27 protein-coding genes and 1 other annotated feature are annotated in these 26,495 nt (G+C 38.6%); of the genes, 19 read left to right on the top strand and 8 right to left on the bottom strand.

Going from position 1 to position 26,495, the window contains the following annotated elements; all coding sequences use genetic code 11:
- Positions 1 to 185: 185 nt before the first annotated feature.
- The 4 genes from F4V44_RS10125 to gndA all read left to right on the top strand — a co-directional run bounded on the left by F4V44_RS10125 (position 186) and on the right by gndA (position 5,072).
- A complete protein-coding gene (locus tag F4V44_RS10125; RefSeq protein WP_150440115.1) occupies positions 186 to 1,307 on the top strand; it encodes a tripeptidase T in 1,122 nt (373 codons plus the stop codon).
- A gap of 143 nt (positions 1,308 to 1,450) precedes the next feature.
- Positions 1,451 to 2,116: an FMN-dependent NADH-azoreductase gene (locus F4V44_RS10120; RefSeq protein ID WP_150439867.1), complete on the top strand. Its 666-nt coding sequence runs from the start codon at positions 1,451 to 1,453 to the stop codon at positions 2,114 to 2,116.
- 100 nt (positions 2,117 to 2,216) lie between these two features.
- Positions 2,217 to 3,476: a DNA polymerase IV gene (locus tag F4V44_RS10115; protein ID WP_150439866.1), complete on the top strand. Its 1,260-nt coding sequence runs from the start codon at positions 2,217 to 2,219 to the stop codon at positions 3,474 to 3,476.
- A 186-nt stretch (positions 3,477 to 3,662) separates the two neighbouring features.
- A complete protein-coding gene (gene gndA, locus F4V44_RS10110) occupies positions 3,663 to 5,072 on the top strand; it encodes an NADP-dependent phosphogluconate dehydrogenase (protein ID WP_150439865.1) in 1,410 nt (469 codons plus the stop codon).
- A 270-nt stretch (positions 5,073 to 5,342) separates the two neighbouring features.
- On the opposite strand, the gene zwf is transcribed toward gndA, so the two are convergent.
- A complete protein-coding gene (gene zwf, locus F4V44_RS10105; RefSeq protein WP_150439864.1) occupies positions 5,343 to 6,845 on the bottom strand; it encodes a glucose-6-phosphate dehydrogenase in 1,503 nt (500 codons plus the stop codon).
- Positions 6,846 to 7,089: 244 nt separating this feature from the next.
- On the opposite strand from zwf, the gene rnz reads away from it, so the two are divergent.
- Positions 7,090 to 8,010, top strand: coding sequence for a ribonuclease Z (gene rnz, locus F4V44_RS10100; protein WP_150439863.1), 921 nt, complete (start codon positions 7,090 to 7,092; stop codon positions 8,008 to 8,010).
- Between the two features lie 118 nt (positions 8,011 to 8,128).
- Positions 8,129 to 8,346, top strand: a binding site (T-box leader).
- Positions 8,347 to 8,571: 225 nt separating this feature from the next.
- Positions 8,572 to 9,906 (top strand): sodium-dependent transporter, encoded by a 1,335-nt coding sequence (locus F4V44_RS10095; protein ID WP_150439862.1) that lies wholly within the window; start codon positions 8,572 to 8,574, stop codon positions 9,904 to 9,906.
- 34 nt (positions 9,907 to 9,940) lie between these two features.
- Here the strand turns inward: F4V44_RS10095 and namA are convergent, their stop codons facing one another.
- Positions 9,941 to 10,981 carry an NADPH dehydrogenase NamA gene (gene namA / locus F4V44_RS10090; protein WP_150439861.1) on the bottom strand — a complete coding sequence of 347 codons (1,041 nt, stop codon included), beginning with the start codon at positions 10,979 to 10,981 and terminating at the stop codon, positions 9,941 to 9,943.
- A 133-nt stretch (positions 10,982 to 11,114) separates the two neighbouring features.
- Here namA and F4V44_RS10085 point away from each other — a divergent pair, with 133 nt between their 5' ends.
- Complete coding sequence (locus F4V44_RS10085; RefSeq protein ID WP_150439860.1) at positions 11,115 to 11,912, top strand: SDR family NAD(P)-dependent oxidoreductase; 798 nt, start codon at positions 11,115 to 11,117, stop codon at positions 11,910 to 11,912.
- A 288-nt stretch (positions 11,913 to 12,200) separates the two neighbouring features.
- Here the strand turns inward: F4V44_RS10085 and F4V44_RS10075 are convergent, their stop codons facing one another.
- Both F4V44_RS10075 and F4V44_RS10070 read right to left on the bottom strand, forming a co-directional pair.
- Complete coding sequence (locus F4V44_RS10075) at positions 12,201 to 12,392, bottom strand: YwbE family protein (protein WP_150439859.1); 192 nt, start codon at positions 12,390 to 12,392, stop codon at positions 12,201 to 12,203.
- A gap of 22 nt (positions 12,393 to 12,414) precedes the next feature.
- A complete protein-coding gene (locus F4V44_RS10070) occupies positions 12,415 to 13,587 on the bottom strand; it encodes an MFS transporter (RefSeq protein ID WP_150439858.1) in 1,173 nt (390 codons plus the stop codon).
- Positions 13,588 to 13,797: 210 nt separating this feature from the next.
- Between F4V44_RS10070 and F4V44_RS10065 the strand changes: the two genes are divergently transcribed.
- The 9 genes from F4V44_RS10065 (at position 13,798) to F4V44_RS10030 (ending at position 21,324) form a co-directional block, all read left to right on the top strand.
- Positions 13,798 to 14,616, top strand: coding sequence for an amino acid ABC transporter substrate-binding protein (locus F4V44_RS10065; RefSeq protein WP_150439857.1), 819 nt, complete (start codon positions 13,798 to 13,800; stop codon positions 14,614 to 14,616).
- 69 nt (positions 14,617 to 14,685) lie between these two features.
- A complete protein-coding gene (locus F4V44_RS10060; protein ID WP_150439856.1) occupies positions 14,686 to 15,345 on the top strand; it encodes an amino acid ABC transporter permease in 660 nt (219 codons plus the stop codon).
- A gap of 15 nt (positions 15,346 to 15,360) precedes the next feature.
- The gene (locus F4V44_RS10055) at positions 15,361 to 16,107 is read left to right on the top strand and encodes an amino acid ABC transporter ATP-binding protein (protein WP_150439855.1); all 747 of its coding nucleotides are present in this window, start codon (positions 15,361 to 15,363) and stop codon (positions 16,105 to 16,107) included.
- Positions 16,108 to 16,472: 365 nt separating this feature from the next.
- Complete coding sequence (locus F4V44_RS10050; protein ID WP_150439854.1) at positions 16,473 to 16,916, top strand: DUF1641 domain-containing protein; 444 nt, start codon at positions 16,473 to 16,475, stop codon at positions 16,914 to 16,916.
- 32 nt (positions 16,917 to 16,948) lie between these two features.
- Positions 16,949 to 18,130: an NAD(P)/FAD-dependent oxidoreductase gene (locus tag F4V44_RS10045; protein WP_150439853.1), complete on the top strand. Its 1,182-nt coding sequence runs from the start codon at positions 16,949 to 16,951 to the stop codon at positions 18,128 to 18,130.
- Between the two features lie 422 nt (positions 18,131 to 18,552).
- Positions 18,553 to 19,170 (top strand): hypothetical protein, encoded by a 618-nt coding sequence (locus tag F4V44_RS10040; RefSeq protein ID WP_191090618.1) that lies wholly within the window; start codon positions 18,553 to 18,555, stop codon positions 19,168 to 19,170.
- 168 nt (positions 19,171 to 19,338) lie between these two features.
- On the top strand, positions 19,339 to 20,535 hold the full coding sequence (locus F4V44_RS10035) for an MFS transporter (RefSeq protein WP_150439852.1): 1,197 nt from the start codon (positions 19,339 to 19,341) through the stop codon (positions 20,533 to 20,535).
- Positions 20,536 to 20,712: 177 nt separating this feature from the next.
- Complete coding sequence (locus F4V44_RS27310; RefSeq protein ID WP_191090617.1) at positions 20,713 to 20,877, top strand: hypothetical protein; 165 nt, start codon at positions 20,713 to 20,715, stop codon at positions 20,875 to 20,877.
- A gap of 120 nt (positions 20,878 to 20,997) precedes the next feature.
- The gene (locus F4V44_RS10030) at positions 20,998 to 21,324 is read left to right on the top strand and encodes an iron-sulfur cluster biosynthesis family protein (protein WP_150439851.1); all 327 of its coding nucleotides are present in this window, start codon (positions 20,998 to 21,000) and stop codon (positions 21,322 to 21,324) included.
- 35 nt (positions 21,325 to 21,359) lie between these two features.
- On the opposite strand, the gene F4V44_RS10025 is transcribed toward F4V44_RS10030, so the two are convergent.
- The 3 genes from F4V44_RS10025 to F4V44_RS10020 form a co-directional block, all read right to left on the bottom strand.
- The gene (locus F4V44_RS10025) at positions 21,360 to 22,277 is read right to left on the bottom strand and encodes an alpha/beta hydrolase (protein ID WP_150440113.1); all 918 of its coding nucleotides are present in this window, start codon (positions 22,275 to 22,277) and stop codon (positions 21,360 to 21,362) included.
- 114 nt (positions 22,278 to 22,391) lie between these two features.
- Positions 22,392 to 22,523 (bottom strand): hypothetical protein, encoded by a 132-nt coding sequence (locus tag F4V44_RS28120; protein ID WP_263406658.1) that lies wholly within the window; start codon positions 22,521 to 22,523, stop codon positions 22,392 to 22,394.
- A gap of 58 nt (positions 22,524 to 22,581) precedes the next feature.
- Positions 22,582 to 23,487, bottom strand: a complete 906-nt coding sequence (locus tag F4V44_RS10020) for a hydroxymethylglutaryl-CoA lyase (protein ID WP_150439850.1) — start codon at positions 23,485 to 23,487, stop codon at positions 22,582 to 22,584.
- Positions 23,488 to 23,649: 162 nt separating this feature from the next.
- Here F4V44_RS10020 and F4V44_RS10015 point away from each other — a divergent pair, with 162 nt between their 5' ends.
- The 3 genes from F4V44_RS10015 (at position 23,650) to F4V44_RS10005 (ending at position 25,418) form a co-directional block, all read left to right on the top strand.
- Positions 23,650 to 24,345 carry a CoA transferase subunit A gene (locus F4V44_RS10015; RefSeq protein WP_150439849.1) on the top strand — a complete coding sequence of 232 codons (696 nt, stop codon included), beginning with the start codon at positions 23,650 to 23,652 and terminating at the stop codon, positions 24,343 to 24,345.
- 78 nt (positions 24,346 to 24,423) lie between these two features.
- On the top strand, positions 24,424 to 25,092 hold the full coding sequence (locus F4V44_RS10010; RefSeq protein ID WP_150439848.1) for a CoA transferase subunit B: 669 nt from the start codon (positions 24,424 to 24,426) through the stop codon (positions 25,090 to 25,092).
- A gap of 83 nt (positions 25,093 to 25,175) precedes the next feature.
- On the top strand, positions 25,176 to 25,418 hold the full coding sequence (locus F4V44_RS10005) for a YqkE family protein (protein WP_150439847.1): 243 nt from the start codon (positions 25,176 to 25,178) through the stop codon (positions 25,416 to 25,418).
- 62 nt (positions 25,419 to 25,480) lie between these two features.
- Here the strand turns inward: F4V44_RS10005 and F4V44_RS10000 are convergent, their stop codons facing one another.
- Positions 25,481 to 26,398 (bottom strand): aldo/keto reductase, encoded by a 918-nt coding sequence (locus tag F4V44_RS10000; RefSeq protein ID WP_150439846.1) that lies wholly within the window; start codon positions 26,396 to 26,398, stop codon positions 25,481 to 25,483.
- Positions 26,399 to 26,495 lie beyond the last annotated feature (97 nt).

The following is a 26,495-nucleotide window of genomic DNA, read 5'->3' as shown; positions in this document are numbered from 1 at the left end:
CTTTTTTTGCAAATAAGTTCAATTAATTTACTTGTCATATAAATAATTTGTATGAATCGGTCAAAAATAAATGAATTCATCATACTATCCTTGCTGTAAACGATAAGTGTATATCTATTTGAAGGCAAATAATCATAGATGTATACTATTAAGGGAAATAGAAGATTTGGAGGTTATCATTCATGATGATAAATCAAGAGCGTTTATTAAATGAATTCCTTGAGCTAGTTCAAATTGACTCTGAAACAAAGTATGAAACAGAGATTGCAAAAGTATTAAAGCAAAAGTTTTCCGATTTAGGTGTGGATGTCTTTGAGGATGATACAACATCTGTAACGGGACATGGAGCAGGTAACCTCATTTGTACATTGGCTGGTACAAAAGCAGGAGTAGATTCCATCTATTTTACCTGCCATATGGATACCGTTGTTCCAGCAAAAGGGGTAAAGCCTTCTATTAAGGATGGTTATGTCGTAACAGATGGAACAACTATTCTTGGGGCAGATGATAAAACCGGAATATCTGTTATGCTTGAAACCGTAAGAATATTAAAAGAGCAAAATATTCCTCATGGAGAGATTCAATTCATTATCACAGTTGGGGAAGAATCAGGTCTTGTTGGTGCTAAAGCACTTGATCGATCACTAGTGAAAGCAAAGTACGGTTATGCTCTTGATAGTGATGGAAAGGTTGGAAATATTATTGTGGCTGCACCTACTCAAGCGCATATTAAGGCTACCATTCTAGGTAAAACAGCCCATGCTGGTGTCGCGCCTGAAAAAGGAGTTTCAGCGATTACCATTGCTGCAAAAGCGATTTCAAGAATGCCGCTTGGACGTATTGATGAAGAAACAACAGCAAATATTGGCCGCTTTGCCGGCGGTCAGCAAACAAATATTGTTTGTGATCACGTTGATATATTAGCAGAAGCCCGTTCTTTAATTCCTGAAAAAATGGAAGCTCAGGTGCAGAAAATGAAGGAAGCATTTGAAAGTGCAGCACAGGAAATGGGCGGAAAAGCAGAGATAGAAGTGCAGGTCATGTACCCAGGCTTTAAATTTTCAGATGGAGATCATGTAGTTGAAGTAGCTAAAAAAGCAGCAGCAAAAATCGGACGAAGCTGTGAGTTATTACATAGCGGAGGCGGCAGTGATGCAAACGTAATTGCCGGCTTTGGCATTCCAACAGTGAATCTTGCTGTCGGATATGAAGAAATTCATACGACAAATGAGCGTATGCCAGTAGAAGAATTATATAAATTAGCTGAGATGACCGTTGCGATTATTGAAGAGGTAGCAGGACAATAAGTATAACCTATGGCTTCTCATCGTTGTTTACTTGCAATTGACATAAAACTTTCATAACTTTTACTGTTTTTAAAACGCCGAACAAGCGTGAATTCGTTATGATTGGGATAGTTATCTATTTGTTTAAGGAAAGGGATGCTAGTATGTCAAAATTACTTTACATTACGGCAAATCCAAAGAAAGACGTAAGTCTATCGAAAGGTGCTCAAATCGGCGAAGTATTTTTAGAAGCCTTTCAAAAGGAACGTCCGGATGTTGAAATTGAAAGAATGCACTTGTATGATATGGGCATAACAAGAATCGACACAGATTTACTATACGCACGTGCGAAAACATCCTTTATGGGATATACGGTCGATCAGCTGACAGAGTCTGAAAGAGATAAGTTTACAAGGATGCATAATCTCGCAGATCGATTCATTGCCGCTGATTACTATGTTTTTGTAACTCCGATTTGGAATTTGGGTGCTCCGGGGATTCTAAAGGATTTCATGGATAACATGTTCCTTAATCAAAAGACTTTTATTACAACTGAGGATGGCCCAAAAGGGTTATTGACCGGAAGAAAGGCGATCCATATTCAGACACGCGGTGGTATTTATTCAACAGGACCCATGGCAGAATTTGAGATGGGAGATCAGTATGTACGAAAGGCACTTACCTTTCTTGGCATTGAAGTAATGGATACAATTGTGGCAGAGGGATTAGACCATTTCCCTAAGCAGATTCCTGAAATCATGGAAAAGGCAAAGAAACATGCAAAAGAAGCTGCCGTTGAGATGGCTGGAAATTCTATTACAGCGAAGTAATAAAGAAACAGGACCCGCTATTTGCGGGTCCTGTTCGCAGTACATGCTAAAATGAAAGAGAAAAAGGCGCCTGTACTTTTCTATAAGGTAGTGGTCGAGAATGAAAGAAATGTATCCTAAAAATGGCAGAGTTATTTTACATGTGGATATGAATAGTTTCTATGCTTCTGTTGAGATGGCATTTGATCCCTCTTTAAAAGGAAAGCCGCTAGCTGTTGCCGGTAACCCGCAAGAGCGCAGAGGGATTATCATTACCTGCAGCTATGAAGCAAGAAAATACGGTGTAAAAACAACGATGCCAATTTGGGAAGCTAAAAAGCTTTGTCCCGAGCTCATTATTATGAGCCCTCATTTTGAACGATACCGGGCAGCATCCCAAGGAATGTTTGATATTTTACATGAATATTCACAGCTTGTTGAGCCTGTTTCAATTGATGAAGGCTATGTTGATATTACAGATAGTTTTACGTTAGGATCACCATTAGAAATTGCTGAAAGAATACAAAAGCAAATTCTTATGCAGCTGGACTTGCCGTGCAGCATTGGCATCGCGCCCAATCGTTTCCTCGCGAAAATGGCTTCCGATATGAAAAAACCACTGGGGATTACTGTATTGCGAAAACGCGAGGTAAAAAATGTTTTATGGCCCAAGCCTGTAGTAGAAATGCATGGAGTCGGTAATAAAACGGCTGAAAAGTTAAATTCACGCGGTATTTTTACAATAAAGGATTTGGCAGAGGCAAATGAAATTCAACTAAAAGCACTTTTAGGAATCAATGGTCTGCGCTTAAAGGAAAGGGCCAACGGAATTGACGATAGACCGGTTGATCCTGAAGCTGCTAATGAGTTTAAAAGTGTCGGGAATTCGACTACACTCCCCAATGATAATTCCAATCAGCATGAGCTCCTGCTCGTTTTGGAAAGTCTGGCTGAGAAAGTAGCTGTCCGTATGAAGAGAAAAAAGGTAATGGCCACTTCAGTTGGAGTCACTATCCGTTATAAAAACCGACAGACGATAACAAGAAGTAAAAAACTGTTGAATCCAATCAGTCAAAAAGAGGATATTTATGAAGAAAGCAAGCAGCTCTTTTTAAAAAACTGGAATGGAGATTCTGTTCGTCTCTTAGGTGTAACTGGAGCTGATTTAGTGGAAAAAGAACAGGCTGTAAAACAGCTTGATATTTTTTCTTATGAAAAGGATGCCAAAAAGGAACCTTTGCTCGAGGCACTGAATCAGTTGCGAAATAAATATGGCAAAGGAATTATTGAAAGTGCGGTTGAAAAAGCGCCTGCAAAAGATGGTCAAGAAAATAGTACGTCTGAAACAAGCTTTAGCAAGGATTTTCTTGATTTTTTCTAACAAATAATGATTGATTAATTCTCAATTGAATTGACAAACTAATAGTAAAAGTAATATTTGCAAATATATGTGGATTAAGCTAAAGTAAAATGGTCTTTTTAAGGGTAATTTATTGAGCGGGCTCAATAAAAATCCGGACGCAAATTCGACGAGCGAATTTGATTTTGTTAGAAGGGATGTAAAAAGATGACAAAACAACAGTTTGGTGTAATTGGAATGGCGGTTATGGGGAAAAATTTAGCCATGAATATTGAGTCAAGAGGATATTCAGTTTCCATTTACAACCGTTCAAGTGAAAAAACAGAAGAAGTACTTGCTGAGACAAAGGGGCGTAATTTAAAGGGAACCTACTCCATAGAAGAATTTGTTCAGTCTCTTGAACGTCCGCGTAAAATTATGTTAATGGTAAAGGCCGGTGCTCCCACAGACGCCACCATTGAACAGCTTATTCCACATTTAGAAAAAGGAGATATATTAATAGACGGAGGCAATACGTTCTTTGTTGATACGCAGCGCCGTAATAAAAAGCTAAGTGATCTTGGCATTCATTTTATCGGGACAGGTGTATCAGGCGGTGAAGAAGGAGCGTTAAAAGGTCCTTCCATCATGCCAGGAGGTCAAAGGGAAGCTTACGAATTAGTAGCACCGATTTTTAAGGATATTTCTGCAAAGGTAAATGGAGAACCTTGTACAACTTATATTGGGCCAGATGGAGCGGGTCATTATGTTAAAATGGTTCATAATGGAATTGAATATGGCGATATGCAACTGATTTGTGAAGCATATTTCTTATTAAAAAATGTACTTGATCTTTCGGCTGAAGAGCTTCACGAAGTTTTTGCGGAATGGAATAAAGGTGAGCTTGATAGTTACTTAATTGAAATTACGACAGATATTTTTACAAAAATTGATAATGAAACAGGTAAGCCTCTCGTTGATATAATACTAGATACTGCCGGACAAAAGGGTACAGGAAAGTGGACGAGCCAAAACGCCCTTGATTTAGGGGTGCCGCTGCCGATTATTACTGAATCCGTTTTTGCCCGCTTTATTTCTGCTATGAAGGAGGAACGGGTGGCAGCGAGCAAACTGTTAAGAGGGCCAGAAGCAAAGAAATTTACTGGGGATAAGAAATCCTTTATTGAATCCGTTCGTAAAGCCTTGTATATGAGCAAAATTTGTTCTTATGCACAAGGGTTTGCCCAGATGAGAGTTGCATCAGAGGAATATGATTGGAATCTTCAGTACGGGGACATTGCGATGATTTTCCGTGGCGGCTGCATTATTCGGGCCCAATTTTTACAAAAGATTAAGGATGCCTATGACCGCGAGCCAGGTCTCAAAAATCTTTTACTTGATCCTTATTTTAAGGAAATTGTGGAAAGCTATCAGCATTCGTTACGGGAAACGATTAACTTTGCTGTGCAATACGGAATTCCGGTTCCAAGCTTTTCATCTGCCATTGCCTATTATGACAGCTATCGTACGGCTGTACTGCCTGCTAACTTACTGCAAGCACAGCGTGATTATTTTGGGGCACATACATATGAACGGATTGACCGTGAAGGAACTTTTCATACAAATTGGATGGAATAGATTACAACGAAAACCCTCTTTGCCAAGCGAAGAGGGTTTTCGTTGTTTTTTATCCCACTCTTAATGGGCGGTAAGACCCCCACTTCAAGATTCTGATTATGCAAAAGAAGATAGGTAGGGGATTAACTATCCTACCCGTAAAGGTCCATTTATGGAATCACAGACTAAAGAACGCGACATTTGTGGAAATGCCTGTGTGACCCACATTCTGTGGGCCACAACTAACCATCAGTGGGGCTGAAGAAAACCCCCACTAATGGAAGCTTCGCTTTATTGGTATTTCTCTACTTCCAAATCACCGATTGGCCACCAGAAGAAACCGTCTCTAGCAAGTAAAACATCACTATCTTTTGGTCCTGCTGAACCTGATTCATAATTTGGGAAATGTGTCTGTGTTTGTTGCCAATGCTGCGAAATATTATCGACAAAACTCCAAGAAAGTGCTACCTCATCCCAGTGTGTGAAGTTTGTCGCATCACCTCGCATGCAATCATATAATAGCTTTTCGTATGCTTCGGGTGTATTAATACCATCGATACCAGTATTGGAATAACTTAGTTTCACAGGGGTAGCATTCATATGATTACCGGTTTTCTGCGCGTTTAAATGCAATGTAATACCTTCTTCAGGTTGTATATGGATAACAAGCAAATTTGGATTTAATGTTTGTTCCGTTTTATAATATAAATTCATTGGAATGTCCTTAAATTGGATCACAATTTTGGTAGATTTCGATTTCATTCGTTTGCCTGTTCTAATATAGAAAGGAACACCTGCCCAACGGAAATTATCAATCAAGAGCTTGCCCGCTACAAACGTTTCTGTGTTTGACTGTGGGTCAACCATCTGTTCATCCCGATAAGCGGAAACTTTTTGACCATTCAATATTCCTTCTCCGTATTGACCGCGAACAAAATATTTATCTACTTTATCGTCTTTTATTGACCGCATGGCACGCAGTACCTTTACCTTTTCGGAACGGATTTCTTCTGTATTTAGTTTTATAGGCGGTTCCATAGCCAAGAGAGCAACCATCTGCAGCATATGATTTTGAACCATATCACGCAATGCACCGCTGTTTTCATAATATCGGCCGCGTTCTTCCACACCTAATGTTTCACTAGAGGTAACTTGGATATTCGATATGTAGCGGTTATTCCATAATGGTTCAAATATCGCGTTAGCAAATCGGATTACTTCAATGTTTCTGACCATTTCTTTTCCTAAATAATGGTCAATTCGATAGATTTCATCCTCGGAGAAGGCAGTACGAATTTGATTATTTAATTCTTTAGCGGATTTCAAGTCATGGCCGAAAGGTTTTTCGATAACTAGTCGTTTAAACCCTTGGACATTCGTTAAACCATCTTCGTTTAGATGAGTCGCAATACTTCCAAAAAACTCTGGAGCCATCGCTAAATAGAATATACGATTTCCTTTTGTTTGATATTGTTCATCCAATTGGACAGCCATTTCTCTTAGTGCAACGTAAGAATCTGAATCCGTTACATCATGTGAATGGTAATAAAAGTGTGAGGCAAACTCATCAATATTATTACTATTCGATGCAACTGACTGTACGGAGTTTTTTACATTTTCTTGGAATTGTTCGTTAGAAAGTGATCTTCTGGCAACACCGATGACGGCAAAGTTTTCGGAAAGATTTCCTTTTTCAAATAATCGATATAAAGAAGGAAAAAGCTTTCTGTTGGCTAGATCACCTGTTGCACCAAAAATCATGATCAAAGCTGATGGTTTTTCGTTATGTTTCATGATTTGTAAAACCTCTTTTCATAAAAAATTGACATCTATTTTAGGGTTTGCTTTTATTTAATTTGAAATTCAATCCGAAAAATATGTCTAATGATGCTAAAATTTTATCGATTTATATCAAAATAAGCAAATGCTTTGTATCTAAATATATGTTAATTGAATGGAATGAAAAGTCTCAATATTTCTTGTTTATTGTAACTTGGCTATAATAATGGAAGTATGGATTGGAGAAAGGAGCTTACTAGTGGAATTATTTTTTCTTGGAACCGGTGCTGGAGTACCTGGAAAACTTAGGAATGTAACATCAATCGCATTAAAATTATTGGAGGAGAGAGGCTCCATTTGGCTGTTTGACTGTGGTGAAGCTACACAGCATCAAATACTGCATACATCAATCAAACCTTCAAGAATTGAACATATCTTTATTACTCATTTACATGGAGATCATATATATGGACTTCCAGGCTTGCTTGCAAGCCGTTCCTTTCAAGGAGGAGAGTCAAAAGTAACGGTATTTGGTCCTTCAGGTTTAAAATCATATGTGGAGACGTCTTTAAAAGTAAGCGGAACCTATCTAAAATATCCACTGGAAATAGTTGAAATTAATGAAGGAGTTTTATTTGAAGACGATCAATTCATCGTGGAGGCACGAAAACTTGACCATGGGATTCTTTCATATGGATTTCGGATTGTTGAAAAGGATCGCCCAGGGACTTTGTTAGTGGATAAATTAAATGAAGCGGGAGTCAAGCCTGGTCCAATATATAAAAAAATAAAAGAAGGTGAATCCGTTACCTTGGAGGATGGAACGGTGTTAGACGCGGCTCGTTTTGTTGGTCCAAAACAACAGGGAAGAGTGGTAACAATCTTAGGGGATACAAGGATGTGTGAAGAAGCAAGAATTCTTGCGAGTGAAGCAGATGTATTGGTTCATGAAGCTACATTTGCAAATGGGGAAGAAGCATTAGCTCATGATTATTATCATTCTACCACAAGCCAGGCTGCAGAAATTGCTAAGCGTGCTAATGTAAAAAAACTTTGTATTACTCATATTAGTTCACGATACGATCGAAACGCTGCACAAGATCTGGTGCAGGAAGCTCGGCATATATTCCCAAATACAGAAATTGCAGATGATTTTAAAAGTATTGCTATTCCCCGCTAAATGGATGAAAAAGTTTTATTAATATAATTAAAAATGGAAATTTTCATAAGTGTTTTATTGACTTTATTATTGCTATTCACGTATAATTCCAATTATACTTTATTATCAAATCATAATTTTAAAGGCTATGAAGAGTGTTTAGTAAGCCATATCTCCCTGTGGAAAAGAGAGTCAGCGGCTGGTGGAAGCTGATACAAAGATACTGGTGAATTTCAGCTTGGAGCTTTTTTCTTTTACATGTATTTGTATGAGAAAACGGACAGTCCCGTTATCTAATTGAGTGGAAAGTCAATGCTTTCAAAAAGGGTGGTACCGCGTGCTCTGCACGTCCCTTTTTATTGCATTGACTTTTTTTATTGTTGGCTATGTTAACAAATCATGTTGATAAGTCAGATTTTTGACTCATCCGTGAGAAATGTCTATTTCTCACGCCTTTCAGCTGCGCTGAAGGGTCACTTCATAACCATACAGCTTTAGATGAGTCCAAAATCAACAATGGTAATAAACAAAGCTTTATTGTTAGAAGATGTCTATTATCTTAACAATCAGGAGGAAACAACATTGGAACAGAAAGAACAATGGTCGTCAAAAATCGGCTTTATCCTTGCGTCGGCCGGATCAGCAATTGGGCTTGGTGCTATTTGGAAACTTCCGTATGTAACTGGAATGAGCGGTGGGGGAGCGTTTATTCTTTTATTTGTCCTTCTTTCCCTATTAATTGGTTTTCCGCTTTTACTTGCTGAGTTTATCATTGGCCGCAGTACACAAAAAGAAGCGATTTCGGCATACAAACAGATTGCCCCTGGCTCAAACTGGCATTGGATTGGTTATCTTGGCGTTGTTACCTGCTTTATTTTATTATCGTTTTACAGTGTGATTGGCGGATGGATTATTCAATATATTGTATTTTGTCTTACAGGACAAGTCGGTGGAGGGAATACAGACTACGAAATGCTCTTTACGGAGTCTGTAACAAATCCGCTTCTATCTGTCGGGGCACAGGCTCTTTTCATGATTATCACCATTATGGTTGTCGGGAAAGGAATCCAAACAGGGATTGAAAAAGCAAGTAAATTTATGATGCCCGCTCTATTTGTATTATTTATCGTATTAATTATTCGCTCCTTGACACTTGAAAATGCCATGGAGGGCGTATCATTCCTTTTCAATCCGGACTTCAGTAAATTAAATTCAGAATCTATATTATTTGCTCTAGGGCAATCATTCTTTTTATTAAGTGTTGGGGTTTCAGTTATGGTGACCTACAGCTCCTATCTTCCAAAAGGAGACAGCATCGTTCAGCCTGCCTTCTCAGTTGTAACGATGAATTTGTTTATTTCCATTTTTGCGGGTCTTGCCATTTTTCCGGCCGTATTTTCGTTAGGATTTGAACCGGCTGCCGGTCCAGGGTTGCTGTTCATCGTTCTTCCATCTGTGTTTGAAAAAATGGTTTTTGGCAATATCTTTTTACTCATCTTCTTAGTTTTATTTTTATTTGCCACGCTTACATCAGCGTTTTCTTTACTAGAAATTATCGTTGCTTCCGTTTCAAGGGGAAAGGGCGGACGAAATCGTCTTTCTTGGATCATCGGGATTCTCGTATTTGTTGTAGGCATCCCATCAGCATTATCTTTTGGTGTTTGGTCTGAAATTTCCATCTTTGGAAAAAGTATCTTTGATGCAGCTGACTATCTTGTAAGTAATATATTAATGCCAGTCGGTGCATTATTAATTTCTATCTTTGTCTCCTATAGGATGAAAAAGAATATCTTAAAAAGTGAATTGATTCAAAACGCAAAATATAGTTTTTTGTTTGAAGCTTGGTATTTTCTGTTACGTTATGTAGTACCGATTGTGATCATTGTTGTATTCCTTGATGTGACAGATATCATCTAGAAAAAAGGTGGACAAATTGTCCACCTTTTTTCGTTTAGCGCTGATTTCTTCTTTGCTTCCAGCCTCTTTCATATTGTACAGGACTTTCAATTTCAACATCGAGCTCCTGTGCAGCCCTTCTTGACCAATAGGGATCACGCAGTAATTCTCGAGCCAATAAAATAAGGTCAGCTCGCTCACTTTGGAGAATTTCCTCTGCCTGAAGCCCTGATGTAATTAAGCCGACAGCACCGGTTGGAATCTCGGCACCATGCCTTATTTTTTCTGCTAAAGGCACTTGATAGCCTGGATAAATGTTGATAGCTGCTGGCACAATAGCACCTGAACTTACATCAATTAAATCAACGCCCTGCTCCTTCATCCAACGGCTGTATTCGACATAATCCTCAACAGTTAGCCCTTCCGGATGGTATTCAGTTGCAGATACGCGGACAAATAATGGTCCATCCCAAGCCGATTTCACAGCCTCAATGACTTCCTTTAAGAAACGATAGCGATTTTGTGGACTTCCGCCATATTCATCACTGCGGTGATTGGACAGAGGCGATAAAAATTGATTAATTAAATATCCATGAGCCCCATGAATTTCAATTACATCAAAACCAGCCTTTTTCGCACGTTCAGCCGCTTTTTTAAATGCTGTAACAGCCCCATGAATATCTTCTTTCGTCATTTCCTTTGGTGTTTTACTTTGTTCATCAAAAGGAATGGCTGAAGGAGCGAGAATTTCACCATCAAGCACCGCTTTACGTCCTGCATGTCCTAATTGTATACCAGTCTTGGCGCCATTTTCTTTAATCAGAGTTGTAAGTTGCAAAAGTCCTTCGATATGCTCATCATCCCATATTCCTAAATCATATGGGGAGATACGGCCTTCAGGGGAAACAGCTGTTGCTTCTTGAATGAGCAGGCCGGTTTGTCCGACAGCTCTGCTTATGTAATGCGTGTAATGCCATGGGGTCACTTTTCCATCTTGGTTAGTACATGAATACATACACATAGGTGCCATAACAATCCTGTTTTTTAACGTGACATTTTTAAGTGTATAGGGTGAAAATAATTTTGTATTAGCCATTATGACAGCTAGCCTCCTTTTCTTTTCTCATATATAAGTATAACAGCACTGAATATGAAAGGATAAGCAGGAGGCTCATTTTACTTTACCGTGAAATAATTGTTAGGTAATATCGTGATGAGAGGTGACCATATTGACAACAGGGAGACTGAAAAATAAAAATATCGTTATTACGGGTGCTTCCAGCGGGATTGGATTATCTATCGCGTCCCTTTGTGCTGAAAGAGGAGCTAATCTCGTTTTATTGGCCAGAAGACTTGATATATTAGAACAAATTAAGCAAGATTTAGAGGAGCATTTTTCTGTCAACGTACAAGTATATAAACTCGATGTTTCAAATTCAGAGGAGGTTAAAGCTGTATTCTCCAAGCTTCTGAAGGAGCATTCTACGATTGATGTGCTTGTTAATAACGCTGGTTTTGGCGTCTTTCGGGCTGCGCATGAGGTAGCCATGGAGGATGTAAAAGGAATGTTTGATGTAAATGTTGTTGGATTAATTGCTTGTACAACGAGTGTTTTACCATTAATGAGACAGCAAAGAAAAGGACATATCATTAATATCGCCTCCCAGGCTGGGAAAATTGCGACACCAAAATCAAGTGTGTATTCGGCAACTAAGCATGCCGTTCTTGGTTACACGAACAGCCTTAGAATGGAGCTATCGGATTTTAATGTGTCAGTAACAGCAGTAAATCCGGGACCGATTGAAACGGATTTCCATTCGATTGCTGATGAGTCGGGGACCTATGTAAAAAGTGTGGAAAGATTTATACTAAAACCTGATTTTGTCGCAAGAAAGGTCGTTGACAGAATGCTGACTAATACAAGGGAAATCAATTTACCTCGCTGGATGAATGTCGGCAGCATCCTTTTTGCTCTTTTTCCTAGTTTATTTGAACGGGTAGGGAAAAAGGCATTAAATAAAAAATAAAGGCTATGTACAAGTGTTAAAAAAGTGATGACTAAAGGGGGTCATCACTTTTTTAACTCGCATGGTTATTGTTTATTTATCCCACTCTTAACGGGCAGTAAGACCCCCCACCTCAAGATTCTGAGTATACAAAAGAAGATAGGTGGGGAATCAACTGCCCGTAAAGGTCCATTCGCGGAATCACAGACTAAGAACGCCACATTTGTGGCAAAGTCTGTGTGACCCACATCCTGTGGGCCTCAACTAACCATCAGTGGGGGATGAAGGAAACCCCCACTGATGGAAGGTTCACTTTATGGATTGCACTCTTCCAATTTGTCCGTCTGTAAGTCTCACTTTGATTCCATGTGGATGATAGCTTGATTTTGTTAATATATCTTTTACAATCCCACTGGTTAGTTTTCCGGTTTTTTGATCGGATTTTAGGACAATATCAACCATTGTTCCAGGAAGGATATCTTTTCTGTTTTGTCCATTCATTATTTTAAAGGCCTCCATTCTATTATCTGACAGATAATAATTTCTTTGTTTGGGCATTGTAGACAAGATACAGCATAAAGGCCAGTATAGATAAAATGATACCTGAAATATACGGTAAGCCGATTGCCATATGAAACAGCCAGCCTCCCAGCGGTGGACCGGCAATTCTTCCTAATGAATCGAAGGAAGAAAGTAAACCTGTTGTACTGCCGTGTCCTGCTGAGGATGTTTTGGTCAAAAGGGCGGAAACACTTGGGCGAATAACCCCGTTACCGATTCCAAATATCGTTAGATAAATCGCTGCCGTTGTAAAATTATCGACCAATAAAATGAGTCCGAAGCCAATGGCGGAAATAATAATTCCGAATTGAATCACGATGCCTTCGCCAAATCGCTTTGTCATTCTTCCGACTAACCCGCCTTGTACAAGGGCCCCGGCAAATCCCATAATCATAAAAATATAGCCCAGCTCTACTGCCCCTAAACCAGCTTTTACGGCTGCAAAATAAGCGAAGGTAGCTTCTAACCCCGATAGTGATAAGGAAATAAATAATTGCAGAAAATACAATATGGATTGCGGGCCTTGTAACGTTTCCCAAATGGAGGACGTTTCATTTTTCTGCCTTCCTCTATTTTCTTTAGGCAAGGATTCCTTTAATAAAAATAAGACAAGAAAAAAAGTAAAAAGAGATAATATTCCTGCTATGTAGAACGGTATACTTAAGCTCATTTTTGAAAAAACGCCGCCAAGTGCCGGTCCAAAAACAAACCCGAGCCCCGTAGCAGCACCGACTACTCCCATTCCTTTACCGCGATCTTCAGCAGATGTAATATCTGCGACATACGCCATAACGGTAGGCATATTGGCTGCAGATAAGATTCCCCCTATTACTCTGGCTGCAAATAACATCCAAAGTGCGGATGAAAGCCCCATTAGAATAAAAGAAAGTGCTAGCCCTGAAATGCCAATCATAATAACCGGCTTTCGGCCGATCCGGTCAGATACTCGTCCCCAAACGGGTGCGAAAATAAGCTGCATCAGTGAATAGACAGCCATCAGCCATCCCAATTCTAATGGTGATGCTCCGATATTTTCTGCATAAAAGGGCATGACAGGGATAATAATCCCAAAACCGACCATAACGAGAAACATAACAGCAAAAAGAATAGGCAATGCCCTTTTTGTTTCTAACATATATTTCACTCCATTTCCCGATAATTATAATAATTATTTATATGAGTAGTCAATTTTCACTATGAGGCAGCAGAGAGATTTATTATTCCACTAAACTGAATATTTAAATAATATTTTAGGACTACAACTAAAAATATTATTATGGTAATCTAATAATGTAGTAACGTACTAAAGTAATTATATTTTGGAATAAAGGTGGTTAATAATTATATGAAGCGTATAGCCTTATTTATGTTTGTCATTGCGTCTGTTTTCGCCCTTCTTGTCGGATGCGCAAGTTCAGATTCAGGCTCTAAATCTGCAACAAATGACTCAAACTCTAAATCTGGAACAGCTGAAAAAGATACATTAGTCATTGGAATCGATGATACTTTTGCCCCGATGGGATTCCGTGATGAGAATAATGAAATTGTCGGTTTCGATATTGATATGGCGAAAGCTGCAGCCGAAAAGATGGAAGTAGATGTTGAAATTCAGCCAATTGATTGGACAACCAAAGAAACTGAATTAAACAGCGGCCGTATTGATCTTATTTGGAATGGGTATACCATTACAGATGAGCGTAAGAAAAAAGTATTATTTACAAAGCCTTATTTGAGCAATTCTCAAGTGGTTGTTACGTTAGCTGAGTCTGATTTATCTAAATTAAATGATTTAGCAGGTAAAAATATTGGGATTCAATCACTTTCTTCTGCTATTGATGCATTAAATGCACATCCAATTAATGAAGAGGTAAATGAAGTAACTGAATATAAAACAAATGTACTGGCTCTTAAAGATTTAGTTAACGGTCGTGTAGATGCAGTGGTTATTGATGAAGTAGTTATGGACTATTACATGACTCAAGAAGAAGGCACATATAAAGTTCTTGATGAATCACTTGCACCTGAAGAATATGCTGTTGGTGTAAAAAAAGGTAACGAAGAATTATTAAACAAACTTCAAGCTGCTTTAGATGAAATGAATGAAGATGGAACAGCAGCTGAAATCTCAGAAAAATGGTTTGGTGAAGATAAGGTTTTAAAATAATAAGTACAAATATTATGCAGAACAGGATTTCCAACCGGAAACCCTGTTTTGTTTTGGAGGAATCCTTTCATGTCCTTAGATTATTTAATTACGATTTTAAAACCAATGCTTGAAGGGGCGCAAACCACGATTCTTTTATTTATCCTTGCGATTGTGGTGTCCATTCCGTTCGGTTTTTTATTGACTTTAGCAGTTAGGAGCAGTATAAAGCCTTTATCTTGGCTGGCTCAGGCTTATATTTACATCATGCGCGGAACACCACTGTTATTACAGCTTTTAATTATCACATTTGGTTTACCTATGATTCCGGTAATTGGTGAATATTTAATTTTAGATCGCTTTGTTGCAGCCTGTCTAGGGTTTATTTTGAACTATGCTGCTTATTTTGCAGAAATATTTCGCGGCGGCCTGCTTGCTATTGACAAAGGTCAATATGAAGCGGCTAAAGTGCTCGGATTAAGTAAATGGCAAACGACGATAAAGATTGTGTTACCGCAGATGTTTCGGATTGCCTTACCATCTGTCGCCAATGAATCGGTGACGTTAGTCAAAGATACTGCATTACTCTACGCCGTTGCTGTTCCAGAACTGTTACATTTTGCTCAAACAGCAGTGAATCGCGACTTTACAATTGTCCCATTCTTCGTTGCAGGTGTAATCTATCTACTGATGACAGTCGTTTTAACATTGTTCTTTAAATGGCTCGAAAAACGCTTCAAATTTGAATAAGAAGGAGAAGAGATTGTGGCTATCATTGAAGTTTCTGACCTCAAAAAATCATATGGCAACCTCGAAGTATTAAAACGAATTTCCTTTGATGTAGACAAAAAAGATGTAGTTGCTGTGATAGGTCCGTCTGGTTCAGGAAAAAGTACGATGCTTCGCAGTTTGGTTCATCTCGAAGAAGTCAACGGAGGCAGTATTTGTGTATCCGGTGAATATTTGGTAAAGGATGGGGTGTACGCAAAGCCGAATGAACTTAAAATAATTACATCAAAAATGGGCATGGTTTTTCAGCATTTTAATCTGTTTCCGCATCTAACCGTTAAAGAAAATCTGGAACTTGCCCCTAAATTAGTCAAAAAGGAGAATTCGTCCATTACCTCTAAAAGAAGTATGGAATTGATGAAGAAAATCGGTCTTACCGAGAGGGGAAATGCTTATCCAGCCAATCTCTCCGGAGGGCAAAAGCAGCGGGTAGCCATTGCGCGTGCGCTTATGATGAATCCTGATATCCTTCTTTTTGATGAACCAACCTCCGCATTGGACCCGGAATTAACTGGGGAAGTTTTACAAGTAATGAAGGATCTCGCAAAAGAGCATATGACGATGATCGTTGTCACACATGAAATGGAATTTGCTAAAGAGGTGGCAAACCGCGTCATTTTTATGGACAATGGTGAAATTGTTGAAGCTGGTCATCCATCAGAATTGTTTACTAATCCTAAACATGAGCGGACGAAAGCCTTTTTAAATCGCAGTTTGAAATAAATAAGTGTAAATATGATATCCCAATAGGAGTTTCTATTGGGGTATTTTTACTTTTAGGGCAAATAAAGCCTAATAGAATACCTTTGCATGGTCGGTTTAGTTATTGATAACACTACTCGTATAGTCCAAATTTACATTGATAATGAGTTTATCATTTGATCGTTATATTGATAACGTAATAAGTGTAAAAAAAATATTAATAAATATGTTAAATTATTAACAATATCATGTATAATAGAGAAGGCGAATTACATAGAGCATTAATTGTAAAGGATTTTTATCACAGTTGAAGCTTTATGGGTTGAAAAAATATTAAATGGACACACAATTATTAAAAAAATACTCTAGGTAAAGGGGAATCGAGCATGGCAGAAACAAATACATTAGAAAAGATTGAGCAGGACTCTCAACTTTTGTCTGCTGGACAAGGAAAGAATGATATTCTTGATCAACTTTTAAAACCTGAGGTTCAAGAATCTTTAACGGTATTGGTAGAACAGCTTCCAAAACTTACTGAACTTGTTAATGTTTTAACAAAATCTTATGACATTGCCCAGTCACTTGCTACTGATGAAGTTTTAAAAAATGATACAGTAGGGGCGATTAAAGAAATTGCTGAACCTGTAACAGAAACTGTTAAAAGTCTAGCTGCGACAGCAATTGAAGCAAAAGACCGCGCTGACGAAAGTACAGAAGTAATTGGTCTTTTTGGGCTTTTAAAAATGCTCAAAGATCCACAAGCGCAAAAATTATTCCGTTTTATTCATGCATTCCTTGAAATTTCATCTGAACAAAAAAATCATAAATAATCTTTCGAAATAGTTAAGGACGGTGGAAATACATGTCAAAACATATTGTGATCTTAGGAGCGGGTTATGGCGGACTTTTATCTGCATTAACTGTTCGTAAGTATTTAAATAGCCAAGAAGCGTATGTAACAGTTGTTAACCAATATCCAACACACCAAATTATTACCGAACTGCACCGTCTTGCAGGCGGTACAACAGGTGAAGGTTCTGTAGCTCTTCCTTTAGATAAGTTGTTAAAAGGAAAAGATATCGACTTGAAAATCGCGAAGGTTGAACGTTTTTCAGTAGACGATAAAAAGGTTTTCCTTTCAGACGGCACAACGTTAACCTATGATGCTCTTGTTGTAGGCTTAGGAAGTAAAACAGCTTATTTTGGAATCCCTGGACTTGAAGAAAACAGCATGGTGTTAAAATCTGTTGATGACGCGAATCAAATTCGAACTCATATCGAAGGCCGTATTCGTGAATATGCGAAAACGAAAAATGAAGCAGATGCAACCATTTTAATTGGCGGCGGCGGTTTAACAGGAATGGAATTAGTTGGTGAACTGGCTGACAACCTTCCGAAGATTGCCAAAGGTTACGGGATAAATCCAAAAGATATCAAATTAAAGCTTGTTGAAGCAGGTCCTAAGGTTCTTCCTGTATTACCGGATCATTTAATTGAACGTGCTGTTTCAAGTTTAGAGGCTCGCGGTGTTGAATTCTTAACAGGACTTCCTGTAACAAATGTTCAAGGAAATGTGATCGATCTTAAGGATGGAAGCAAAATTACTGCCAACACGTTCGTATGGACTGGCGGCGTACAGGCACTTCCAATTGTTGCTGAATCAGGACTAGAAGTAGACCGCGGCAAAGCAACTGTCAATGAATACCTTCAATCAACTTCACATAAAGACGTATTTGTTGTAGGAGATAGTGCTGTGGCATTCCCTCCTGAAGGCGGACGTCCTTATGCACCAACAGCTCAAAATGCTTGGCAGATGGGAGAGCTTGTTGGATACAACCTATATGCGTACTTAATGGACAAATCATTTGAAGGATTTGCTCCAATTAATTCTGGTACTCTTGCCAGCCTTGGACGTAAAGATGCGGTAGCAGAAATTGGTGGAAACTCAACTCCTCTTAAAGGCCTGCCTGCTACTTTAATGAAGGAAGCAAGTAATGTACGTTACCTATCACATATTAAAGGCCTTTTTAGCTTAGCTTATTAATTTTGAAAAAAACCATCTTGATGTGTTATCTACATCAAGATGGTTTTCTTTTTTTTAGCTTTGTTTATTAACATTGTTAATTTTTGACTCATCCGTGAGAAATGGACATTTCTCACGGATGAGTCAAAAATCTGACTAATCAACATGATTCGTTAACATAGCTTTTTTGAAATGACGGGTTCTGTAATAAAAATGCTTTTTTGTTCTACTTAAGATAATCCTTTCTATTGGTAATAATCTTACATTGTCTAACTAAGGCTAAAGTCTTATAGTAAATTAAAGCTCGAGGTACCTTTATATATGAAAATTCCCTGTTAAAATATAATTGAATGCAGTTATTATTTTTACTGGTTTTTCTGTAATCGAAGATTCATTTATTTACTTCTGCTTACTATAATATGGAGTCGAGGTGAGTACGGACCATGGAAAGAAAAGTTTATTTAGTTCTAACTGATACCGGCACATTTTTTACTAGAATGATAAAGTTCTATACGAAACAGCCTTTCAATCATGCTTCTCTTTCTTTTGATCCTCACCTTTCAGAACTCTACAGCTTTGGAAGAAAGAGACCAAGGAACCCATTTTCTGGAGGGTTTGTCAGGGAAAGTATTCACAAGGGTCTATTAAAGCGGGCGAAATGTGCTATTTATTGTTGTACGATTACAGAAAGTCAATATCTGAAAATGAATCAGTTTATTAGACTGATAGAGTCGCAAAAGGACCTTTACCGTTACAATTTACTTGGTTTATTTGCCATTGCTTTAAATAAGGAAATTAATCGTGAGTATAGGTTTTTTTGTTCTCAATTTGTATCTACTGTTTTAAAGGAGGCACATGTGATTGAGTTACCGAAGCACCCTTCACATGTAACACCGCATGACCTTCAGCAAATCCCGCTTTTTCATTTAGTTTATCAAGGTGATTTCGAAGATTATAAACATGCTGCAGATATAGCGGATTCTAAAGACCTCAGCATCAATCGAACGGATTTAATTAGGCTTTTAAGGAAAAAATTTAGAATACCCACACTCCCTTTATAGTGGAATAGACCTTGCATTAGAAGTTGAGGTTCCCAAATAAGATTTGGGGGCTTTTTTATTGACGTCTCTTTGATTGTCATGTAATATTAATTTCTTTTGAGTGGATAAATTTATATTTTTATGTTAGTAACTATGAGCATTATGAAAATTTGAAAAGAGGTGTTTTTCATGTCAGCAGATCAACGGAAAAAGTTGATTGTTTTAATGGTTAATATGTTTATTGCAATTGGAAGTTTTGGTATTGTCATTCCGATTTTACCTGCTTATTTAGAGTCTATTAACCAAGGCGGGACAGCGGCGGGATTAATGATTGCCATCTTTGCCGGTGCCCAGCTTGTATGCTCGCCGATTTCTGGAAAATGGACTGATCAATATGGTCGTAGAAAAATGATTATATTTGGACTTATTGGTCTAACGCTTTCAAGTTTTATTTTCTATGGTTTTGACTCTATTTGGTGGCTGTATGCTTCTCGTGTAATTGGCGGGATTGGCTGTGCTTTTCTCGTACCTGCCATTTTTGCCTATGTTGCTGATATTACAACAATGGACCAAAGGGCAAAAGGAAACAGCTTTGTATCTGCTGCTATGTCGCTTGGAATTGTCATTGGACCGGGAATCGGGGGATTCCTTGCTGACTTTGGTTTAAAAATGCCGTTTTTAATCTCGGCTCTTGTGTCCCTTGTTGCAGTGATTTTTTCTGTTATCGTCCTGAAAGAAAGCCAGGTTGTTCAGCATGGTGCTTTAGACATTCCTACAGAGGAATCAATGGCTAAGAAAATGGTACGGTCCGTTAAAATGCCTTATTTTATTCCGCTTGTTATTACTCTTTCCATGAGCTTTGGATTAATGGCATATGAATCAGTATTAGGCCTTTTTGTTGATAACGAGTTCGGTGCCACGCCTCAGGATATTGCCATTATGGTTACGTCAACGGGAGTTATCAGTGTAATTGTACAGCTCTTTGTTGTGGACCGTATTGTTAGTCGTTTCGGTGAAGCGACAGTATTGAATATTTTTCTAGGGGTTGCCACGGTTGGTTTTCTTCTTTCCTTAGTTGCGTCAAGCTATCTGTTGTTTTTCGGAATTACTCTATTAATCTTCCTGGCGACTTCTATCCTGCGGCCTGTTTTAAATACTCTTATTTCAAAGCTCGCTGGAAATGAGCAAGGCTTTGCGATGGGGATGAATAACGCCTATATGAGTATTGGGAATGTACTTGGGCCAACGCTTGCGGGAATCTTATACGATGTCGAAATCAGCTATCCATTCATTCTTGGGCTTATTTTGTTAGCTTTGACATTCATAACCACTTTTGTTTGGCAGAAGCGTTCCTTTAATCAAAAATCGATTATGAGTACAAAATAATGTTGAAAACGAAAAACCATTAAGCTAGCGCTTTGTGGTTTTTCTTCGTTTATACTAAGGTTATTTCATTTTAGGGATAGGAAATATATGCAGCAAACAGGCTGATAACTTTGGAAATAACTGTAATGACTTGAATAGATAAAGGGGAGTACCTTAAAAGTAAGGAGGTGTTAGAGAATGCCGAGAGGAAAAGAACTGGAACAACTCCCCATGTCCAATATCAGCGCTCCATCAATCGGTGATGATGGCAGTAAGTTTAACCGCACCAACCTGAGTGGAATCACGAGAGAAGAAAGGCCATCACCAAGCAAGGTAGGAAAGGAAGTAGGCAAAACCAGGTAAAATGACGGTCTGATTTTTTCTGCATTAGGGAATAAGTTAAAAGTGTTTATTACTACGGTCCGCTTTCAAAAGTATGCTACAATCGTCAAGATGCTACTTCTAGAAAGGGAGCGGTGAAAGATGGAAATAAAAATAACAGACCGGGCAGCAGAAAAAATATCAGAGTTCCGCACGGAGAAACAAGGCTTATTAAAGCTAAAATATGATACCGAAGAATGCGGCTGTGTGATGTGCGGCGTGACCAATTTATGGCTTGTGAATCAATTGGAAGATGATGACTATGCAGTTGAAACAAACCATGATACTATCTATGTTGAAAAATCAAAGGAACTCTTTCTAGATGATATTCTGACGATTGACTTCCATGACGGAACGAATTGTTTTCAATTGAAAAGTCCCAATCAATATTTGAATCCAAGAATGAGTATATTTGACAAGAGGGAATAGCAATAGAAGGGAGGCTAAAACTCCCTCTTCTATTGTTATTCTTTTTTTGGTAAAACAAACTCAAGTAAAAATTCATCAATAGCTGCTTCATAAGCTTCCTTATTTTTGTTTAAGGACTGGGCATGTGCACCATTTTCCGCAAGAAACAGCTTTTTGGGTCCTGTTTTTCTTTCAAACAGAGCTTCTGTCATAGAAGGCAGGATATAGGTATCTTGTTTGCTATGAATAAAAAGTATAGGTTTCTTAATTTGATGGATGACAGAAATAGGAGAAATATCGCGTATTGAATATCTTTCCCGCATTCGCAAGAAAACATCTGCTAGGGGAAGCAACGGCTTTGGTGTAAGTTTCATTTCTGTTTTCAGTAGGTAAGAGAGCTGCTCTTTAAAATCAGAAAAGGAGCAGTCAGAAATATAAAAGTCAGCACCATCCTCAACCATTCCGGCATATAAGAGCATTGTGGCTGCACCCATGGACTCTCCGTGAATTCCCAGCAGCAAATCAGGCCCTTTTTTTTCTTTTAACCAATGAACAACCGCTTTTAAATCGAATTTTTCATAATAGCCATAGCTGGTGGTCTTTCCGCCTGATTCACCATGGCGGCGGTGATCATAAATGACGGCATTAAAGCCTCTTTCGAGGAAAAGGTTCATATACTTCACCGAGTTGATTTTATTCTCTGTCACGCCGTGTGAAATAATAATATAGTGGTTAGAGGAATGTGGTTCGACAAGAATCATTTTTAATTCATATCCGAAAGGGGAGGGGATGGTTACTTCTCTTTTTTGTAAATATTGGAACTCATCGGGATTGAAACGACCGGCATCTTTTTCACGTTTAAGAATGGATTGGTCATCCTTTTTCTTTATATACATAATCCGATTTGTAAAATAAACACCAAAAGATGTCAGAAAAAAAATGACTGAAAAAAGAATTCGAAACAGTTTTCTCATCTTTTTCATTATGGATGCCTCCGAGCATATTTTTCGTGATTAGGAAAAACTGGATACGTTTTATTTTAACATTGACGAAAAGGTAAAACAAAAAAACCGCTTATGAAAAGCGGTTTACTGCTCTGAATTTTGTCTTTTTGTCGGGTGAATAGCAGTTTCTAAATCTTCAGCGGCTATAGTCTGCTTTACTGTATCAGCATTTGGTTTCCCTTTTTGGCTGTAGCCTTTATCACGTTTTTGACTCAATGCAACCCATCTCCTTAAAAATAGAATACAACTATAACATGGATTAGAAGGAAAGAAATTATTCAGTGGAGGAATGAAGCCTGTAAAAGGCGCTCTCAATTGGACGAGATAGATGAGGACGGATCACATCAATGGCACTGACTATCTTTTCTAAATCTACTCCCGTTTCAATTCCCATCCTTGAAAGCATATAAACCACATCTTCCGTTGCTACATTTCCTGTTGCTCCTTTTGCGAAAGGACAGCCGCCAAGACCGGCAGCAGATGTATCAAACCGAATAATCCCTGCCTCGAGAGCTGCATAAATATTAGCCAACCCCATTTTTCTTGTATCGTGAAAATGAGCAGTAATCATATGATGAGGAAAACGTTCCCTTAATTTTGAAAATAGAGAAAAGCTTTCATTTGGGGAAGCCATTCCTATTGTATCCGCCACACTAAGTTCATCTGCACCGGCATTGATAAACTGCTGGCAAAGCTTGATTGTGTCAGCTTCTGCTATCTTTCCCTTATAGGGGCAGTAAAAAGCAGTGGAGATACAAGCCCGAACAAAATAGCCTTTCCCCTTTAATGCGATAATAGCGGGGAGCACCTCTTTCATACTGTCGGCTGTCGTTTTGTTGATGTTTCGCTTGTTAAACTCATCGCTTACACCGACAAATACCGCAACAGCCCGGCAAGGTGTCAGCAAGATTCGCTCCATTCCTTTACGATTGGGAATAAGAACGATATTTCTCGTTTTCATGTTAAGACACGAAGAGATGATGTCGGTTGCATCGCTCATTTGCGGGACCCATTTGGGTGAAACAAAGGAGGTTAATTCCATTTCCTGAAGCCCTGATTCCTGTAATCTAGTAATAAAATCTATTTTAACTGCAGTAGGAATAAAGTTTTTCTCGTTTTGCAGACCATCACGCGGACCAACTTCAATAATCGTAACTTTTTTTGGCAACAGAAGTGTCATTTTTTTTCCTCCACATCATAATCTCAATTTAGAAGGTGTAAATGTATTAAACGAATGAGACTTAAAATAGAATATCTATTTTTACTACCACTTTATGAAAGTAAGAATCGTATGATGCTCAAAGGTGCTGTCGAGCAATAGAAGGTGTGTGGAGGTTGAGTAATGAAGAGGATTTGTTCGTCGTTTAAAGAAGCAGTAGCGGAGATCAAAAGCGGGGCAACATTAATGGTAGGCGGATTTGGTTTATGCGGCATTCCGGAGAATCTAATTTTGGCATTAGTAGAGAAGAATGTACAAAATTTAACCATCATTTCCAATAACTGCGGGATAGATGATTGGGGGCTGGGTCTTCTTCTAAAAAACCGTCAAATCAAAAAAATGATTGGTTCTTATGTGGGTGAAAATAAAGAGTTTGAGAGGCAGGTACTTGCTGGAGAACTCGATGTAGAGCTTCTGCCACAGGGAACACTAGCCGAAAAAATTAGGGCCGGCGGAGCGGGAATTCCAGCCTTCTATACACCGGCAGGAGTTGGGACCCAAATAGCTAAAGGAAAAGAAATACGGACGTATTATGGGAAAGAATATTTGCTTGAAGAAGCTTTAATGGCGGACTTTAGTATTGTACGGGCGTGGAAGGGAGATAAGCTTGGAAACCTAGTTTATCATAAAACAGCCCGGAATTTTAATCCAATGATGGCTGCGGCAGGACGGGTTACGATTGCTGAAGTAGAAACATTAGTCGATACGGGTCAGCTTGAGGCGGACCAAATTCATACACCTGGCATCTATGTGCAAACCATTGTAGAAGGCAGACAGCAAAAGCGGATTGAGCGGTTACGGGTAAAACAAGATATGTGAACGTAAGGTTAACAATATACGAGGAGTGGTAGTATGAAGCCAAGCGGGGCTTAGAATCAAGGAAGAGAGGAGAAGTACATGACAAATGGAAAAGAAAGTGTCAGGGAAAAGATTGCTCGGCGGGCTGAAAAGGAAATTGAAAACGGTTTCTATGTAAACCTTGGGATTGGCATGCCGACATTAGTAGCGAATTATATTAGCGAAAATAAACAAGTGGTTCTTCAATCAGAGAATAGTCTCTTAGGTATCGGACCGTATCCGGAGGAACAGGAAGTTGATCCTGATCTAATTAATGCAGGGAAAGAAACAGTGACAGCGATAAAAGGAGCGGCTTATTTTGACAGTGCTGAATCGTTTGCCATGATTCGGGGAGGACACATTGATCTGGCAATTCTCGGCGGGATGGAAGTCTCTGAAACGGGAGATTTAGCGAACTGGATGATTCCAGGAAAAATGATTAAAGGAATGGGAGGAGCAATGGACCTTGTCCATGGTGCGAAAAAAGTAATTGTCATCATGGAACATACGAATAAAAAAGGCGAAGCAAAAATTTTGAAAAAATGCAGTCTGCCCTTAACCGGACAAAAGGTTGTCAATCGAATTATTACAGACCGGGCTGTTCTCGATGTCACTCTTCTTGGGTTAAAGCTCATCGAAGTGGCCAAAGGCTATACGGTCGAGGATATTATCCAATCAACCGAACCAGCATTAATGACAGATGACTCAGTCATCCTTGATGCTTACTAGTATGTGCCTATGTTTCATTTGCCGTTTCTTCCCGGCGAAGTCGTGATATAATATGGTCATCATCAGAAAAAGGGGATTTTGCCATGAAAAAAAGACAAGAAAAAAAAGCACAAGCACAAGAAAAACCGGTTACCCTTGGTGATCTCCTGAATGCCGATCTAGTTAATGAATTAAAGGGCAGGAAAAAAGAGCTAGAGAATCAAGAGGAACAAAAACGGTTAGCGCTGGAGGAACAAAAGCGGGAAGAACGTAAATTAAAGGAAAAAAATAAATCGTTTGAAGAAATGCTAAATGAAAGTGAGTTTAACTGGAAGGATTTTAAATAAGCAGAAGGAAAAGAGCCGGTCCTTAAGTAAGAGGATTGGCTCCTTTTCTTTTTGCTAAAAAATTAGCGGTGTGAAGTATAGTTATTTTCCTTTGTATGCTGTCTGATGAAGTCAATTTCATCATTAGTTAAAGCTTTGCTGCTGGCGGCACGAATGTTTTCTTTTAACTGCATAGCAGAGCTGGCGCCAACAATAACAGAAGCGACAGCAGGATGGGACAGGGTGTAATGAAGTGCTATTTCATTGAACGGACGATTCAATTGCGCCTTTAATGAAGGAAGCAGCTCTGTTAATTCAGAAAATGAATAATCCAAGTAACCATTTTCCTTTACAGAAGGTGATGCTTTTGCCAGCATTTGATCACTTAAGAGTCCCTTTGCCAGCGAGCCGCGGCAAACTGCACTTATCTGATGTTTATGCAATAGTGGAAGAGCTTCTTCCTCTGGTCGTCTGTCTAGAAGGCTGTATTGCATCATGACAGAGTCGATATTTGCTTTTGTTACATATTCTCGAATAACATTTGGCCGAATGGAAGAAATCCCATAATAACGGATATATCCTTCCTTTTTTAATTCTTCAAAAGCTTCAATAGTTTCCTCGATTGGATCATCCATTGTCCCCCCATGAAGCTGATATAAATCAATATATTCTGTGTTCAGTCTCATCAAACTTTTCTTGACAGCTTCCTTTATGTATTCTTTTGATGGATCCCAGTGCCAGCCATCTTTTTCTTTATTCCAACGGTTACCTGCCTTTGTTGCAATAATCACTTGATCACGGACGGATTTAAGTGAGGATCCAATGATTTTTTCATTTTCACCGTAATCATATAAATCAGCACTGTCAAAGTAATTGATTCCTTCCTCAAAAGCAGTCCGCAGAATAGATTCTGCCTTCTTAGCATCTGTACCAATTGACATACAGCCCAACCCAAGCTTTGAAACAAGTAAATCTGATTGACCTAAACGTCTTTTTTCCAAAAATAACACCTCCTATCCTATTTATACCATTTAATAGGTGCAGGCAGCCATAAAGGTACATTTTAGATTTTTTTCCTTTAAATAGAGTATGATAAAA

The sequence above is a fragment of the Niallia endozanthoxylica genome, from assembly GCF_008710145.1.
Classification (GTDB): domain Bacteria; phylum Bacillota; class Bacilli; order Bacillales; family Cytobacillaceae; genus Bacillus_BD; species Bacillus_BD endozanthoxylica.
This window is presented reverse-complemented; position numbering and strand designations above follow the sequence as displayed.

Excerpts from the sequence above, each read along its gene's own strand:
- F4V44_RS10125 (WP_150440115.1), top strand. The coding sequence starts at position 186 with ATGATAAATCAAGAGCGTTTATTAAATGAATTCCTTGAGCTAGTTCAA.
- F4V44_RS10120 (WP_150439867.1), top strand. The coding sequence starts at position 1,451 with ATGTCAAAATTACTTTACATTACGGCAAATCCAAAGAAAGACGTAAGT.
- F4V44_RS10115 (WP_150439866.1), top strand. The coding sequence starts at position 2,217 with ATGAAAGAAATGTATCCTAAAAATGGCAGAGTTATTTTACATGTGGAT.
- gndA (WP_150439865.1), top strand. The coding sequence starts at position 3,663 with ATGACAAAACAACAGTTTGGTGTAATTGGAATGGCGGTTATGGGGAAA.
- zwf (WP_150439864.1), bottom strand. The coding sequence starts at position 6,845 with ATGAAACATAACGAAAAACCATCAGCTTTGATCATGATTTTTGGTGCA.
- namA (WP_150439861.1), bottom strand. The coding sequence starts at position 10,981 with ATGGCTAATACAAAATTATTTTCACCCTATACACTTAAAAATGTCACG.
- F4V44_RS10075 (WP_150439859.1), bottom strand. The coding sequence starts at position 12,392 with ATGAATGGACAAAACAGAAAAGATATCCTTCCTGGAACAATGGTTGAT.
- F4V44_RS10070 (WP_150439858.1), bottom strand. The coding sequence starts at position 13,587 with ATGTTAGAAACAAAAAGGGCATTGCCTATTCTTTTTGCTGTTATGTTT.
- F4V44_RS10065 (WP_150439857.1), top strand. The coding sequence starts at position 13,798 with ATGAAGCGTATAGCCTTATTTATGTTTGTCATTGCGTCTGTTTTCGCC.
- F4V44_RS10060 (WP_150439856.1), top strand. The coding sequence starts at position 14,686 with ATGTCCTTAGATTATTTAATTACGATTTTAAAACCAATGCTTGAAGGG.
- F4V44_RS10050 (WP_150439854.1), top strand. The coding sequence starts at position 16,473 with ATGGCAGAAACAAATACATTAGAAAAGATTGAGCAGGACTCTCAACTT.
- F4V44_RS10045 (WP_150439853.1), top strand. The coding sequence starts at position 16,949 with ATGTCAAAACATATTGTGATCTTAGGAGCGGGTTATGGCGGACTTTTA.
- F4V44_RS10040 (WP_191090618.1), top strand. The coding sequence starts at position 18,553 with ATGGAAAGAAAAGTTTATTTAGTTCTAACTGATACCGGCACATTTTTT.
- F4V44_RS10035 (WP_150439852.1), top strand. The coding sequence starts at position 19,339 with ATGTCAGCAGATCAACGGAAAAAGTTGATTGTTTTAATGGTTAATATG.
- F4V44_RS27310 (WP_191090617.1), top strand. The coding sequence starts at position 20,713 with ATGCCGAGAGGAAAAGAACTGGAACAACTCCCCATGTCCAATATCAGC.
- F4V44_RS10030 (WP_150439851.1), top strand. The coding sequence starts at position 20,998 with ATGGAAATAAAAATAACAGACCGGGCAGCAGAAAAAATATCAGAGTTC.
- F4V44_RS10025 (WP_150440113.1), bottom strand. The coding sequence starts at position 22,277 with ATGAGAAAACTGTTTCGAATTCTTTTTTCAGTCATTTTTTTTCTGACA.
- F4V44_RS10020 (WP_150439850.1), bottom strand. The coding sequence starts at position 23,487 with ATGACACTTCTGTTGCCAAAAAAAGTTACGATTATTGAAGTTGGTCCG.
- F4V44_RS10015 (WP_150439849.1), top strand. The coding sequence starts at position 23,650 with ATGAAGAGGATTTGTTCGTCGTTTAAAGAAGCAGTAGCGGAGATCAAA.
- F4V44_RS10010 (WP_150439848.1), top strand. The coding sequence starts at position 24,424 with ATGACAAATGGAAAAGAAAGTGTCAGGGAAAAGATTGCTCGGCGGGCT.
- F4V44_RS10005 (WP_150439847.1), top strand. The coding sequence starts at position 25,176 with ATGAAAAAAAGACAAGAAAAAAAAGCACAAGCACAAGAAAAACCGGTT.